This is a genomic window from Nesterenkonia sp. K-15-9-6 (assembly GCF_052656005.1).
Map to the genome: position 1 here is coordinate 1 of NZ_JBQYEY010000026.1, position 14,264 is coordinate 14,264.

Consider the following 14,264-nt stretch of genomic DNA (forward strand, 5'->3'; position numbering starts at 1 on the left):
AGGAAGGCCTCTGGACCCGCAAAGGCTGGGCCGGAAGGGGATGACACGCCCGGGCCATACACACATTCTGGCCAATAGCCCCCCACGGGCTCATTCACCCAGGGCCCCGATCACCTCGCGCGTCTTCCACCCCGCCGCGTGGCCCGCAGGCACAGGAAAGCCCTCCCGGGAGAGTTCCCAGGAGGGCTTGCGATATCACAGCCATCTCACGCGACGCCGCCGAACGGGGCACCGTCCCGCGCGCCATGTGCCTTCACACGGTGAGCTGCGGAGGTCGCGGAGTCGCTCGGATCAGCCGCTGTCCCGCGGGACGGTCGCTCACGCCTCACTCACGGCCGACGCCGTGGCGACGGCACGCGACCGGTGACGCGGCGTCATTCCTGACGACGCCGCTCTTCCCAGCGCTGCTCGAGGCCGCTCATGAACGAGCCCGACGGGCTCGGAGTCGTGCCGCGGGGGCCGCCTCCGCCTCCCCCGCCGCCGTCGCCGCCGGAACCGCCGCGGGATGACCCGCCACTGTTGGCCCCACCGGTGGTCGCGAAGTAGACACCCGCACCCATGACGAGGAATCCGACGACGCCGACCGGAATCCACTGGCTGTAGATGCTGAAGAGCAGGACGACGAGACCCAGCACGGCCACGAGAAGGCCCAGCACCAGGTTCCGGATGTTCACCTTCCCGGTGGGGACTTCCTGCATCGAGGTCGCGAAGCTGGGATCCTCAGACTGGAGCTGCTCCTCCAGTTCCTTCAGCATGCGCTGTTCTCGCTCCGAGAGTGGCATCGTGAGGCTCCTTGCAGTCGCCGGCGGTCGCTGTCCCTGGACGTCCTTCTTCGCCCAGCGTCCAAGCTGGTTCGCCTGGAATCTCATTCTACCGTCTCGCCACGCCCGAGACCTAGCTGTGATCCGCCCCGTGACCGTGCTGTGACCGTCCGTCCAGCGGGCGTTCAGACTCGCTCCCCTCCCAGGTCGGAGCGGGTGCGAACCTGAGCGGCTGCTGCACCGCGGCGCCGAGGGCCTTCACGTCGCACATGGCCCAGAGGTGCCGCTGAGAGGCTGTCACACCGCCGCCGGGCCGGCTCAGCAGGGATCACTCCGTGCCCGCGTCACGGCCGCTCGGTCTGCCCTGGCTGGTCCCCTCCTCGCTGCCGTGCCCCTCGGGACGCAGCAGCGAGGCAGGACCCACGGCGGCTCCCGGAAACCGGCGCGCCACCGCATCCAGGACGTTCTCCGCATCGATCCAGTTGGTCTCCGCGCGGTCGAAGCTGAGCTGCAGCGCACCCCCTTCGCGGCTGAGCCGCTCAGCCCGCACACCGATGAGCCGGACCGGCTGGGGGCGGGCTCCCAGACGATCCAGAAGGCCCGCAGCCCGGGTACGGATGGTCAGCGCCGACTGCGTCGGGTGGGTCAGTGTGGTGCTGCGAGTCAGAGTCTCGAAGTCGCGATACCGCAGCTTCAGGCTGACGCCCTGCGCCGACAGCCCTGCCGCGCGGAGCCGGGCCGCGATGCGATGGCTGAGCCGCAGAATCTCCTCGTGCAGCGTCTCCGTCGACGACACGTCCTCAGCGAACGTCTCCTCCGCACCGATGCTCTTCTCCTCGCGCTGAGTCTCCACCTCCCGTTCGTCGTCTCCCCGGGCCAGGCGTCTCAGCTGTGCGCCGGCGACCCCCAACCGCCGACGAAGCAGGTCCTCAGGCGTCTCCGCCAGCTGTCGTACGGTGGTGACCCCCAGGCCTTCCAACACTTCTGCCGTGCGTCCGCCCACTCCCCACAGCGCCCTCACCGGCAGGCTGTGCAGGAACTCCAGGCGCCGCGCCGGCGGCACCACAAGCATTCCGTCCGGCTTGGCCCTGGTGGAGGCGATCTTGGCGATGAACTTGCGGTCCGCGATGCCGACCGTGCAAGGGAGCCCGAAGATCTCCCGGATCTCTCGCCGAATCCGGGCTCCGATCTCCGCCGGAGACCCCAGTCGCCGTCGGGCGCCGGTGAGGTCCAGGAAGGCTTCGTCGACGCTGAGCTGCTCCACCGTGTCCGTCACCGTAGAGAAGTACGTCATGATCTCCTGGGAGATCTCACGGTAACGGGACTGATGCGGGGCCAGCACCAGCGCCTGCGGGCTGAGCTGCCTTGCTCGGGCCAGCGGCATTGCGGAGCGGACACCGTCGGCGCGGGCCTCGTAGGAGGCCGAGAGCACGACCGAGCGTCCAGAGTCCTGGGCCACGATGAGCTTGCGGCCGCGCAGCTCAGGGCGATCCAGCAGCTCCACCTCGACGAAGTAGGCGTCCATGTCGACATGGGCCAGGACCCGGGGCGTCCGCTCCGGCTGCCGGGTGCGCTGTGCCTGCATGCTCCCAGAGTACTCAGGTCCTCCGACACGTGACGCCCGTCGCCTCACCCGCTCCGCCGCCCCACAGCTCCCGCCCCCAGCCGAGTCCCCGACAGCGCACCGGCCGCCTCCCGACAGACCCTGGCAGAACTCGGCGGACCGGATAGGCTGGCATCCGCCGCGCCGGCCACCCGGCGTCCCCGGCCCCATCGCCCCACCACCAGGAGGTCTCCCGCGTGCGGACTTCGGACTTCATCGCCCACGTCACCGCCTGCGTCGCCGCCCAGCTGAGCTCCCACAGGTCCGAGGTGGCCGCCATCGCTCCGGAGGCCGCCCCGCTGGCCGACTCCCTGGAGGCGATGGCACGCGGCGGCAAACGACTCCGCCCCGTGCTGGCGTGGTTGGGATGGCGGGCCGCCGGCGGTGACGCGGCCTCCCACCCGGCGCTGGACAGCCTCTGTGTGTCCTTGGAGCTCTTCCAGGCGGCCGCCCTCGTCCATGACGACGTCATCGACCGCTCCGACACGCGCCGGGGACTGCCCAGCACGCATCGCCGGTTCGAGACCCTGCACCGCGACGAGCGTCTGGCCGGGGACGAGGGGCACTTCGGCACCGCGGCCGCCATCCTCACCGGCGATCTGGCGCTGTCCTGGGCAGGTGAGTCCTTCGCCGGGGCACTCGTCGAGGCCACGACGCTCCACGGCGCCGAGGAACCTCTGCACGCGGCGCGCCGGAGCTTCCAGCAGATGCACACACAGGTGATCTCCGGCCAGTACCTCGATGTCCTGGCCGAAGTGGCCGGGCCCGCCCCCGATGAGGCCCAGGCGATCGACCGAGCTCGCCGGGTCGTGCGTTACAAGGCGGCCCGGTACTCGACCGAGCACCCCGTCGTCCTGGGCTCGGCGCTGGCTGGTGCGCCTGAGGCCCTGCGCAGCGGTCTGGCCGCCGCCGCGCTGCCCGTGGGCGAGGCGTTCCAGCTGCGCGACGACCTGCTCGGCGTCTTCGGCGATCCCGAGACCACCGGAAAGCCCGTGGGAGACGATCTCCGTGAGGGCAAACGGACCGAGCTCATCGCCTACGGCCTCTTCCGCTCCTCCGCGGACGACGCGGCCGAGCTGGAGACCATGCTCGGTGACCCTGAGCTCTCCGCGGACGCCGTGGCCAGGGCACGGGAGATCCTCACCGCCTCGGGCGCCGTCGCCGAGGTGGAGCGCACCATCGACGGCCTGCTGGAGACCAGCGCCGCAGAGGTCGCCAGGCTGCGAGGTGCCGGCGTCGCCGAGGACGTGCTCGACGACTTCCAGGAGGTCAGCGACCGACTGGTGCGGCGCAACCGATGAGCACCGCCGGGACTTCGCTAGGCTGGACCCAGTGAGCACCGAACAGTCGGATCCGTGGATCGGCACCACCGTCGACGGACGTTACGAGATCGAAGACCGGGTGGCCCGCGGCGGCATGTCCACGGTCTATCTGGCGCGCGACGCCCGCCTGGGCCGTCACGTCGCCCTCAAGGTGCTCTTCCCGCACATGGCGGAGGACCGCAAGGTCGTCGAGCGCTTCGAACAGGAGGCTCGCAACGCTGCCCTGATCTCGCATCCGAACGTCGTCCAGGTCCTGGACCAGGGCCAGACCCGAGAGACCGCCTACCTGGTCATGGAGCACGTCCCCGGAGCGACGCTGCGGACGCTGCTCAAACGCGGCCCCATGACTCCTCGGCTGGCACTGACCTACGCGGAAGCCATCCTGCAGGGCCTCGGCGCCGCCCACCGGGCGGGGCTGGTGCACCGCGACATCAAACCGGAGAACGTGCTCGTCTCCCGCGACGGACGGATCAAACTCGCCGACTTCGGGCTCGCCCGGGCCGCCACCCACCACTCGGGCACCAGCACGCTCATGGGCACAGTCGCCTACATCTCCCCCGAGCTCCTCTCCGGGGAGGGCGCCGACGAACGGGCGGACATCTACGCCGTGGGGATCCTGCTCTATGAGATGCTCACCGGCGTGCAGCCCTACACCGGGGACTCCCCGGTCCGGGTGGCCTTCCAGCACGTGAACTCCACCGTCCCTGCGCCCTCATCCACGGTGCCCGGGCTCTCCTCCGCGCTGGACGAGATCGTCCGGGCGGCCACACGCCCCGTCGTCGAGGAACGGCCCAAGCATGCCGACGAGCTGCTCGCACTGGTGGTCAGGTGCCGCGAAGGACTGACCAACGAGGAGCTGGACCATCAGCCGGTCGGCGCAGACCACCCCGCCGAAGAGCTGCGCCCGGGGGCCGATCCCGCCGGCACGGCGGTCATCCCCGGGGCCGAGGGATCTGCGCTCCCCTCCGCACCGGGCGAGGGGGCCGAGACTCGGACGGGATCGGACGCTTCACCGACGGACGCCGGCGCAGGCCCCACTCCCCAGGATCCTGACGCCACCGTCGCGCTCAGCGCCCAGGAGGAGTTCCCCACCCGCGTGGAATCGGACGCTTGGGACGACGACGTGGCCGCAGCCCTGCTGCATGCCCGCTCCGGTGCCACCCTCGATGAGGACGAACGACAGACCGTGGCCGAGGTTCCCACCGAGGCCTTCCGCCTGCCGGAGGCCACCGGCGAGGGCGACGTAGGCACTGAGGACCTCTCGGGCGCCGGCCAGGACGGTGAGCAGGCCCTCGCCTCCGGCCCGCAGGACGAGGCGACGTCGGTGATGTCGCCGGTACGGCCCACCTCCTCCGGCCACGGGCCGGCCGAGCCGACGTCGGAGTTCTCCGCGGTCGGCGCTCCACGGCCCGTTCGAGACCCGGAGGCGGGGGACGCCGATCACGAGGACGGGACCTTCGCGCGTGGACCGGCCACCTGGCTGCGTCGACGCACGGAGTCGTCCGGCGATGATCGGCGCAGACGCCAGCGACCGCTGGTGGACCTGGACCGGCCGACGCCCACACGCACCTGGCTGACGATCGCCGTGATCATGATCTGCGGTGCTCTGCTGGTGCTCTTCGCCTGGTATCTGGGGCTCAGTCCGGACCTGATCCCCAGCCTCGGAGACGGCGACGCCCCCGAGCCCTCGGCGCTGCTGGCCGAGCTGCTCCGGGGCGACTGAGACGCCCGGCCCGCCCACACGGGCAGGCCGGGCGAGGTGGCGACGGCAGGGATCAGATCACTTCACCTGGGTGAGCGCCTCCGCCACCAGGAAGGCCATCTCAAGGGACTGCTTGTGGTTCAGTCGGGGGTCGCACAGCGACTCGTAGCGAGAGTCGAAGGCCGACTCGTCGATGATGTCCGAACCGCCGAGACACTCGGCGACGTCGTCACCGGTCATCTCCACGTGCAGGCCACCGGGGTAGGTGCCCAGGGAACGATGCACCTCGAAGAAGCCGCGGACCTCGTCCATGACATCGTCGAACTGCCGCGTCTTGTAGCCGTTCTTGGCGGTGATGGTGTTGCCGTGCATCGGGTCGGTGACCCAGACGACCTTCGCCCCCGAGTCCCGGACGGCCTCGACCAGCGGCGGAAGCTTCTCCCGGATGTTCTTGGCCCCCATCCGCGTGATGAAGGTCAGTCGACCCGGCTCGCGCTGCGGGTCGAGCTTGTCGATCAGTGCGAGGGCGTCCTCCGGGGTGGTGCCCGGGCCCAGCTTCACGCCCAGAGGGTTGTGCACTCGGGAGAGGTAGTCCACGTGTGCGCCGTCAAGCTCGCGGGTGCGCTCTCCGATCCACACGAAGTGCCCGGAGGTCACATACGGCTCGCCGGTGCGGGAGTCGATACGGGTCAGTGCGCGCTCATAGTCGAGCAGCAGCGCCTCATGGGCGGCGTAGAACTCGGTGCGCTTCAGACCGTCGAAGTCGGCCCCGCAGGCCTCCATGAACCTCACGGCGCGGTCGATCTCGCCGGCGATGGACTCATAGCGCGCGTGGGCAGGGTTCTCCATGAAGCCTTTGTTCCACTGCTGGACGGCCCGCAGGTCGGCGAATCCGCCCTCGGTGAAGGCCCGCACCAGGTTCAGCGTGGCCGCAGAGGTGTGGTAGGCCTGCACCATCCGCTTGGGGTCCGGGTGCCTGCTCTCCTCGGTGAAGTCGAACCCGTTGATGATCTCCCCACGGAAGCTCGGCAGGGTCACCTCCCCCCGGGTCTCGATGTCCGAGGAACGGGGCTTGGCGAACTGGCCGGCCATGCGGCCCATCTTCACCACGGGCAATGAAGCGCCGTACGTCAGCACCACGGCCATCTGCAGCAGAGTCTTCACCCGAGCGCTGATCTTGTCGGCGGTCGCACCCGCGAAGGTCTCGGCGCAGTCACCGCCCTGCAGGAGGAAGGCCTCGCCCTGAGCCACCTTGGCCAGCCGTCGCTTCAGCTTGTCCACCTCACCGGCGAAGACCAGCGGAGGGTTCGAGGAGAGTTCACCGACGGCGGCGTCGAAGTCCGGGTGGTCACGCCAGTCCGGCTGCTGTCTGATCGGCAGTCGGCGCCACTCGTCGAGACCCGGATAGTCGGCGGCACCGGTGTGGAGGATCTCTCCGGGCGCGGTCAACGGGGTCTGGACGGGGGTCATCTCTGGCGTAGTAGTCACGTCACCAGCCTAGCCCGGCGTCGGCGGCCGGCCCAATGCGACCATGGGCAGTCCAGATTCTGGACTGACGCGCCACAGCCCTGGGCCGGCCGCCGCGCCCGCCGATTCCCGGGTCAGTCCTTCCGGTCGGCGGCCGCCTGGGCATACAGGTCGTCGACGACCTCCGCGTAGTCCTTCATGACGATCGGACGCTTGATCTTCATCGACGGCGTCAGATGGCCGGACTCGATCGTGAAGTCCTCCTCCAGGAGCCGGAACGTGCGGATCGACTCCGCGCGGGAGACCGACTCGTTGGCCCGATCCACCACCGACTGGACGTGCGCAACGATCTCCTCCCGCCGGATGAGCTCTCCCATGGGCGTCTCCGGGTCGATCCCGTGCCGCTCGAGCCACTGCGGCAGCGTCTCTCCGTCCAAGGTCACCAGAGCGGCGACGAACGGTCGCCCGTCGCCGACGACGACCACCTGGGAGACGATCGCGTCCGCACGGATCTGGTCCTCCAGCTGGGCCGGGGCGACGTTCTTGCCCGCCGCCGTCACCAGGATCTCCTTCTTCCGCCCGGTGATGGTCAGGAAGCCGTCATCGTCCAGCAACCCCAGGTCGCCGGTGCGGAACCAGCCGTCCTCGGTGAAGGCCTCGTCCTTGAGCTCAGGGCGATTGCGGTAGCCGCTGAAGACGCAGACGCCCTTGCCCAGCACCTCGCCGTCGTCGGCGATCCGGACGGCACAGCCCGGCAGGGGAACTCCGACGGTGCCGATCCTGTAGTTCTCCGGCGTGTTGACCGTGATCGGGGCGGTGGTCTCGGTGAGACCGTAGCCTTCCATGATCATCACCCCGATGCCGTGGAAGAAGTGCCCCAGCCGCGCCCCGAGCGGACTTCCGCCCGAGACAGCATGCGTCACCCGCCCTCCCATCCGGGCATGCAGCTTGGAGTAGACCAGCTTGGAGAACAGCTTGTGCTTCAAGTTCAGCCCGAAGGGGACCTTGCCGGCCTGCTGAGCCTTCGACCAGTCGATCGCCGTCTGCGCCGCCTTGGTGAAGATTCCGCCCTTGCCCTCGGACTCGGCCTTCATCATCGCGGCGTTGTAGATCTTCTCGAACACGCGCGGCACGGCCAGCAGGAACGTGGGCCGGAAGGTGCCGAGGTCGTCCACCAGCTCCTTGATGTCGGCCGTATGGCCGACTCTGGTGCCTGCCGCCACGGACAGCACCGAGATGAACCGGGCGAAGACGTGGGCCAGCGGGATGAACAGCACCGTGGAGGAGTCCTTGTTGACCACGTGCCCCAACGAGTGCGTGGTCTGCAGAGACAGCTCGGTGAAGTTCCCGTGGGTGAGTTCGCAGCCCTTCGGACGGCCGGTGGTCCCGGAGGTGTAGATGATCGTGGCGAGATCGGACAGGCCCGCCCGCGAGCGCCGTCGCTCGATCGCCGCGTCCTCCACCTCGGCCCCGGCCGCCCGCAGCTGATCCAGGTCGTCGTTGTCCAGACGGAGCACGCCGGCCGGGATCTGCAGCTTCTCCTGCGAGACCGCGCGATCGACGACCTTCTCATGGGAGGCCGAATCCACGACGACGAGGCTGACCTCGGAGTCCTCGACGATCCAGGCCACCTGCGCCGGCGAGGACGTCTCGTAGATCGGCACAGTGATGCAGCCGGCGTACCAGATCGCGAAGTCGAGCAGAGTCCACTCGTAGCGGGTCGGGGCCATGATCGCGACCCGCCCGCCCTCATCGATGCCCCGAGCGACAAGACCCTTGGCCAGGGCCACGACGTCGTCGCGGAACTCCCGGGCCGTCACGTCGGTCCATTCCCCCGGGGACAGCTGTCGCCCGAAGAGCACGTTGGTCGGGTCCTGCTCGACCTGGCGCTCCAGCAGGTCAGTGGTGTTCAGCTCCGCAGGGACCTCGATGGCCGGGGGAACGACGTTTTCCTTCACGACGGGACTCCTCTGTCTCTGTCGACGGACCGGGGCGGGCCGGGAGCTCGTTGCCTGCCCCCGACCGGTATTTCTACTAGGTAGTAACGACCTTGTGGTGCGACTCACACTAATGAGTCGACCGGGGTCCTGTCCACGTGGGCTCCGGACCCGCTGCGCGTCCGGGCCTCAGGCGTCCGACTACACCTGCGCGCCGTCGCCGGATCCGCTGCGGTGGCGCGGCATCTGCAGGAACAGGGTGACCAGGCCGGCCAGAATGACACCGATCAGCACGGGGGCCGTCCAGGACGGCATCGTCGCCGGCAGCCAGGTCAGCACCAGGAGAGCCACGAGTCCTCCGACGGCCAGCACGGCGCCGAGTACGACCCCCGGTTTGGCGCCGGCCAGCGGATTGCGTGGATTGGGCGGCCGGAAGTCGTCGATCTCCTCGAGCGCTTCGTGGTCCACGGACCAGTCGCGCGGCCCCTGGCCTGCTCGGCCCACGGGCCGGGAACCTCCTCCACGGCTGAAGATGGCACTGGGCTCGTCATCACGGTGTCGGGTCATGCGTCCTCCCCTGAGAGTGTCGGCGTCATAGGCTGGCCCGCCTCCGCCTCGCCCCGTCGCGCGGCGGCGAGGAACTCGAGCGTCAGCCGACCGACGGCGTCGGCGTCATGGTCCAGGGTGGCGACGTGGAGCGAGCGCTCCAGCACCACCTGGGTCAGGTTCCCCGGATCCATCCTGTGCACCAGAGTATCGGCTGAGGCCCGAGGAAGGACATTGTCCGTCGCCGATCTCAGCAGCAGCACCGGTGCGCGGACGAGGTCGAGCTCCCGACGAACGTGGGCGACGATCCGCCCGAGAACGGCGACGCCGCGTACGGGGGTGCGGTCATAGGCCTCCTCCACCACCCCAGGTTTGGCGATGTCGCCCGCCACGGGCGCCACTGAGGGCAGGACTCCCCCGGCCAGTCGAGCGAACCCGAGCTGCAGGGGCTTGAGCCGCAGGCAGGGATTGATGGTGACGGCCGCGAAGGGCGCGCGCCGGGCGGCCACATGCATCGCCAGCGCACCACCCATGGAGAGTCCGACGACGGCGACGTGCGACCGTCGCGCCGCCAGGCGGTCCCAGCCCGCGAGGGCAGCGCGCAGAATCTCCCCCGCAGACGTAGCATTCAGGTCCTCCCATCGCGTGCCGTGCCCCGGCAGAAGGGGCACCTCGACGGCGTATCCCGCCTCTCGGAGCACCTGGGCCACCGGCTCCATCGAGGCGGGCGTGGAGGTGAAGCCGTGGAGCAGGAGGACTCCGGGTGCGCCCGGCTCGGGCCGCTCGGGATCATCACGCGTGTGAGGCATGGCACCACAGTAGCCGCTGGTCCACGCACTACAGTGGAGCTCGGATGAGGACGTGGCCCCTGCGCGGTCCGCCCTCTCCGGTCGTCACTGCCCCTGTCCGCCCAGGAAGGACTCCTCGGCCCGTGTTCTACTACGTCGCGAAGACCTTCGCCGTCGGCCCGGCGGTCAACGCCGTCTTCCGCCCCTGGGTCAAGGGGCTGGACAACATTCCGGAGGAGGGTGCGGCGATCCTCGCCTCGAACCACCTGTCCTTCTCGGACTCCGTCTTCCTGCCGGTGAAGGTCCCCCGACCGGTGCGCTTCCTCGCCAAGAAGGACTACTTCGTCAAGCAGGGGCCCACCGGCTGGGTGACCAGGAAGTTCTTCGACATCACGGGGCAGATTCCCATGGACCGCTCCGGAGGGCGAGCCAGCCAGGACTCGCTCAACGCCGGAGAGCGCGCCCTGCGCGAGGGCGCCCTGCTGGGCATCTATCCGGAAGGTACGCGCAGCCCGGACGGACGCCTGTACCGGGGCAAGCTCGGCGTCGCCCGTCTCGCCCTGCGGACCCAGGTCCCGGTCATCCCGGTGGCGATGATCGGGACGGACAAGGTCCAGCCCATCGGCAAGAAGCTCCCGTCGATCCGCCGGGTGGGCGTGATCATCGGGGAGCCGCTGACCTTCGAGGCCTATCACGACAACGCCGAGGACCGCTTCGCCCAACGGGCGGTGACCGACGAGATCATGTATCAGATCATGCGCCTCTCCGGGCAGGAGTACGTGGACAAGTATGCGGCCGATGTGAAGCGGCGCATGGAGTCTGGGGAAGGCTGACACCAGGGCCCCGCACCGGTCCGCGGTCTGGACGACGCCGACACGACGACGCCGGGGAGCCCCGTTGGGGCTCCCCGGCGTCGTCGCACGAGCGGCGCTCGGCGGCCGGTCATCCTCGGGCCAGACGCCCTCGGGTCGGCCGATGATCACGGCGTCCGTCAGACGCCGGCCTCCTCGAGGATGCCGCGGCACTCCTCGAAGGCCGCGTCCTCGGCCCAGGAGTCTCCACCCTCCTGATGCTCCACCAGCGTGCGCTGGATGACGCAGTAGGTCGGCTTGCGCTCGTAGTCCCCCTCGTGCAGGGTCGCGTCGCCCTCACCCGGGAAGGTCCCCGGCACCCAGCTGTGGGCGTCCATGGTGCCCCAGATGGTGAACGAGTTGCAGTTATCCACCTCCAGGCAGGCCTGCAGGACGGTCTCGAACCGTTCGGCAGCGCCGGCGCGGTCCTCATCGTTCATCCTGTCGTCCTCGCCGACGTCTCCGCGGACGTCGATCTCGGTGACGGCCGTATGCAGTCCCAGGGCGTCGAAACGCTCGAGGTTCTCCTGGTAGGTCTCGTCGAAGCCATAGTTCATGCTCAGGTGAGTCTGGGCACCGAAGCCGTGGACCGGGACGCCGCGCTCCAGCTGACCTTGGACGAGGTCGTAGTAGGCGTCAGACTTCGCGTTGACGCCGTCGACGTTGTAGTCGTTGTAGAACAGCAGCGCGTCAGGATCCTCCTCGTGGGCCCAGCGGAAGACGTCGTCGAGGACCTCGACGCCGAGCTCGCGGATCCAGATGTTCTCCTCGTCACGGATCGTGGCGTCGGCGTCGTCTCCGAAGATCTCGTTGGCGACATCCCACTGCTGGATGCAGCCGGCATAGCGGGAGACCACAGTCCGCACGTGGTCCTCCAGGATCCCGCGGAGCTCTTCGGGGCTGTGGTCTCCCTCCTCCAGCCAGTCGGGGTTCTGCGAATGCCAGGACAGCGCATGACCTCGGACGTCCATGTCATGAGCCTGGGCGAACTCCACGACGGCGTCGGCGGCCTCGAAGTCGTAGACCCCCTCCTCGGGGTGGACGAACTCCCACTTGAGGTAGTTCTCATGAGTGATCGAGGAGTACTCCGCAGCCAGATGCTCCTGGTAGCCGTCCTCCCCGAAGAACGGGTCGGTGCTCCCCTCATCGTCGAAGTGGCCACCGCCGGCCGCCACATTGCCGATGCGGATGCCGTCGTCGCTGTGGGCGCGCAGCGAGTCCCGGCCGGCGTCGTAGTCGGTGCGTCCGCCCTCCGGAGCGAAGGCGCACTCCGCGGCCCCGGCGTCGTCACCGCCAGGCCGCCCAGGATTGTCCGGCTTGCCGGGATTCTCGGGGCGCCCGGCATTGCCGGAGTTGCCCGGGCTGTCGGGGCGCCCGGCGTTGCCGGAGTTGCCCGGGCTGTCGGGGCGCCCGGCGTTGCCGGAGTTGCCCGGGGCGCTCTGCTCCTGCGCACCGTCCGGACTGTAGGCCGCAGCCGGCTGCGCGGCAGCCGCGCCCAGTGACACCGTCAACAGCCCGGTGCACAGGGCGGCGGCGAGTCGCCGCGTGGTGGTCTGCGATGGCATGAGTTTCCTCCTGAGATCGAGTGCTCGGTCAGACATCCAGGAGTGGAGCGCTCTCACTGAGCGGCGACCTGAGCCGGGCCCGCCTCGTCGGCGCGATGTGATCCACCCCATGTTTTGTCTTCCCAAGAGACTATTTATGGCAAGCCCCTGTGTCAACCATCACAGAGTTCCGTCCCTCTGCCTCGCAGACGCAGAAGGGCCCCGGAGGAGATTCCTCCGGGGCCCTTCTCTCGGCTCGTGCGCGAGGGGGGACTTGAACCCCCACGCCCGTGAAGGCACTGGCACCTGAAGCCAGCGCGTCTACCAATTCCGCCACTCGCGCGAGCTGCCATCCAGGAAGCTTCTCGGCCCGTTATCCCACCGTCACCGGCGGGCCTCGTTCCGTTCACTCCGTCGAACAGCGATATCCATCCTAACCACAAGCGTGGCCCATCGCCTAATCGAGATGATGTGACGCCTGACACGCCGTCGACCCACCTGTCAGCGGGCCTGCCGAGACCTCCTCAGCAGCTGAGGACGAAGGGGCCTCATCGCGCTGACCAGGGCGTCAGCCCTCCCCCACGACGACGTCCGCGGACTCCAGGATCTCGGCCGGGATCTCCAGCCCCATCGACTCAGCAGCCTCCGGATTGACGTGGAGCTCGTGGTCCTCTGCGGTCTCCACCGGCATCACAGCCGGGTCCTCGCCGTCGAGCAGGATGCGCAGCGCCATCTGGCCGGACTGCCGTCCGATCGCGTGGTGATCGACCCCATAGGTGGCCACCGCTCCCCGCTCCACCGAATCGGCGTCGGCGGAGAACAGCGGGATCTGCCGCTGCTGGCTGAACTGGACCACCGACTCCAGGGCGGAGACCACCACGTTGTCCGTGGGGATCCACAGCGCGTCGACCCCGTCGAGCGACTCGACACCCTGCTGGACCTCCGCCGAATTCGTCACCGTGGCCGTCCGGAGGTCGAGCCCCTGCTCCTCTGCGGCCTCCTCGGCCAGGTCGACCTGCACCTGCGAATTCGTCTCGCCCGAGGCGTAGAGGATTCCCACGGTCTCCACCGATGGGTCGACCCGGGTGATCAGCTCGAGCTGATCATCCACGGGGTTCAGGTCAGAGGTCCCTGTCATGTGTCCCCCAGGCTCCTCCCAGGAGTCGACCAGACCCGCCGCCTCGGGATCCGTGATCACCATGAACAGGACCGGGGTGTCGCCGCCCTGAGTGGCTGTCGCCACCTGCTGCGACTGCGAGGTGGCGATGGTGGCGATGAGGTCATGGCCCCCGCCCGCCAGCTGCGCGGCGATCGTCGCCTCGGTGGACGCGTCCCCCTGAGCATTCTGCTCCTCCCAGTCCACCTCCACTCCGGCCTCCTCGAACGCCTCCTTGAAGCCCTCGCGCGTGGCGTCCAGGGAGGGATGCGCGACCGGCTGGGCGATACCGATCGAGAAGCTCTCCTCCGCCGAGCCGTCTGCGTCACCGGCGCCTCCTGCGTCACCGGCGTTGGTCGCCCCGCAGGCGCCCATCAGCAGGGCGAGCACAGTCAGGCCCGTCGATCCCGCCGCCCGAGGGCCCGTCGATCCGCCGACCCTGCCGTTCCTGCGTGCTCGGTTTCTGCGCCCGGTTCCGCGCATCCTGGTCCTCCTCTGCTCCGACGGAGGTCGATCGTCCAGAGTCTGGAACGAGCCTGCGCTCCCTGACCCTCACGAGACCGACCCAGTGATCAGCACATATGCTC

General features: G+C 69.2%; 11 protein-coding genes and 1 tRNA gene. 3 read left to right on the forward strand and 9 right to left on the reverse strand.

All coding sequences use genetic code 11. The annotated features are described in order from the left end of the window. Window positions 1-374: 374 nt before the first annotated feature. Both SD455_RS13705 and dinB read right to left on the reverse strand, forming a co-directional pair. Window positions 375-782, reverse strand: coding sequence for a DUF3040 domain-containing protein (locus SD455_RS13705; protein WP_085437113.1), 408 nt, complete (start codon window positions 780-782; stop codon window positions 375-377). 307 nt (window positions 783-1,089) lie between these two features. Beyond that, the gene (gene dinB, locus SD455_RS13710) at window positions 1,090-2,346 is read right to left on the reverse strand and encodes a DNA polymerase IV (protein WP_445508458.1); all 1,257 of its coding nucleotides are present in this window, start codon (window positions 2,344-2,346) and stop codon (window positions 1,090-1,092) included. A gap of 215 nt (window positions 2,347-2,561) precedes the next feature. On the opposite strand from dinB, the gene SD455_RS13715 reads away from it, so the two are divergent. After that, on the forward strand, window positions 2,562-3,665 hold the full coding sequence (locus SD455_RS13715; protein ID WP_139827571.1) for a polyprenyl synthetase family protein: 1,104 nt from the start codon (window positions 2,562-2,564) through the stop codon (window positions 3,663-3,665). Window positions 3,666-3,696: 31 nt separating this feature from the next. Beyond that, window positions 3,697-5,409 (forward strand): protein kinase domain-containing protein, encoded by a 1,713-nt coding sequence (locus tag SD455_RS13720; RefSeq protein WP_445508459.1) that lies wholly within the window; start codon window positions 3,697-3,699, stop codon window positions 5,407-5,409. 57 nt (window positions 5,410-5,466) lie between these two features. On the opposite strand, the gene SD455_RS13725 is transcribed toward SD455_RS13720, so the two are convergent. The 4 genes from SD455_RS13725 to SD455_RS13740 all read right to left on the reverse strand — a co-directional run bounded on the left by SD455_RS13725 (window position 5,467) and on the right by SD455_RS13740 (window position 10,147). Next, a complete protein-coding gene (locus SD455_RS13725) occupies window positions 5,467-6,858 on the reverse strand; it encodes a class II 3-deoxy-7-phosphoheptulonate synthase (RefSeq protein ID WP_445508469.1) in 1,392 nt (463 codons plus the stop codon). Between the two features lie 131 nt (window positions 6,859-6,989). Beyond that, window positions 6,990-8,813 (reverse strand): AMP-dependent synthetase/ligase, encoded by a 1,824-nt coding sequence (locus tag SD455_RS13730; protein WP_445508460.1) that lies wholly within the window; start codon window positions 8,811-8,813, stop codon window positions 6,990-6,992. Window positions 8,814-8,993: 180 nt separating this feature from the next. Beyond that, window positions 8,994-9,359 carry a hypothetical protein gene (locus SD455_RS13735; protein ID WP_070161713.1) on the reverse strand — a complete coding sequence of 122 codons (366 nt, stop codon included), beginning with the start codon at window positions 9,357-9,359 and terminating at the stop codon, window positions 8,994-8,996. Further along, on the reverse strand, window positions 9,356-10,147 hold the full coding sequence (locus SD455_RS13740; protein WP_085437117.1) for an alpha/beta hydrolase: 792 nt from the start codon (window positions 10,145-10,147) through the stop codon (window positions 9,356-9,358). Before SD455_RS13740 ends, SD455_RS13735 begins: the two co-directional genes overlap by 4 nt. Before the next feature lie 122 nt (window positions 10,148-10,269). Between SD455_RS13740 and SD455_RS13745 the strand changes: the two genes are divergently transcribed. Then, window positions 10,270-10,959 (forward strand): lysophospholipid acyltransferase family protein, encoded by a 690-nt coding sequence (locus SD455_RS13745; protein ID WP_070161718.1) that lies wholly within the window; start codon window positions 10,270-10,272, stop codon window positions 10,957-10,959. A 158-nt stretch (window positions 10,960-11,117) separates the two neighbouring features. Here the strand turns inward: SD455_RS13745 and SD455_RS13750 are convergent, their stop codons facing one another. From SD455_RS13750 to SD455_RS13760, 3 genes are all read right to left on the reverse strand, one after another. Next, the gene (locus tag SD455_RS13750; protein ID WP_445508461.1) at window positions 11,118-12,542 is read right to left on the reverse strand and encodes an endo-1,4-beta-xylanase; all 1,425 of its coding nucleotides are present in this window, start codon (window positions 12,540-12,542) and stop codon (window positions 11,118-11,120) included. Between the two features lie 238 nt (window positions 12,543-12,780). After that, window positions 12,781-12,864 (reverse strand) — tRNA-Leu (locus tag SD455_RS13755). 225 nt (window positions 12,865-13,089) lie between these two features. Next, window positions 13,090-14,067 carry an ABC transporter substrate-binding protein gene (locus SD455_RS13760; protein WP_445508462.1) on the reverse strand — a complete coding sequence of 326 codons (978 nt, stop codon included), beginning with the start codon at window positions 14,065-14,067 and terminating at the stop codon, window positions 13,090-13,092. Window positions 14,068-14,264: the final 197 nt, after the last annotated feature.

Excerpts from the sequence above, each read along its gene's own strand:
- SD455_RS13705 (WP_085437113.1), bottom strand. The coding sequence starts at position 782 with ATGCCACTCTCGGAGCGAGAACAGCGCATGCTGAAGGAACTGGAGGAG.
- dinB (WP_445508458.1), bottom strand. The coding sequence starts at position 2,346 with ATGCAGGCACAGCGCACCCGGCAGCCGGAGCGGACGCCCCGGGTCCTG.
- SD455_RS13725 (WP_445508469.1), bottom strand. The coding sequence starts at position 6,858 with ATGACCCCCGTCCAGACCCCGTTGACCGCGCCCGGAGAGATCCTCCAC.
- SD455_RS13735 (WP_070161713.1), bottom strand. The coding sequence starts at position 9,359 with ATGACCCGACACCGTGATGACGAGCCCAGTGCCATCTTCAGCCGTGGA.
- SD455_RS13740 (WP_085437117.1), bottom strand. The coding sequence starts at position 10,147 with ATGCCTCACACGCGTGATGATCCCGAGCGGCCCGAGCCGGGCGCACCC.
- SD455_RS13750 (WP_445508461.1), bottom strand. The coding sequence starts at position 12,542 with ATGCCATCGCAGACCACCACGCGGCGACTCGCCGCCGCCCTGTGCACC.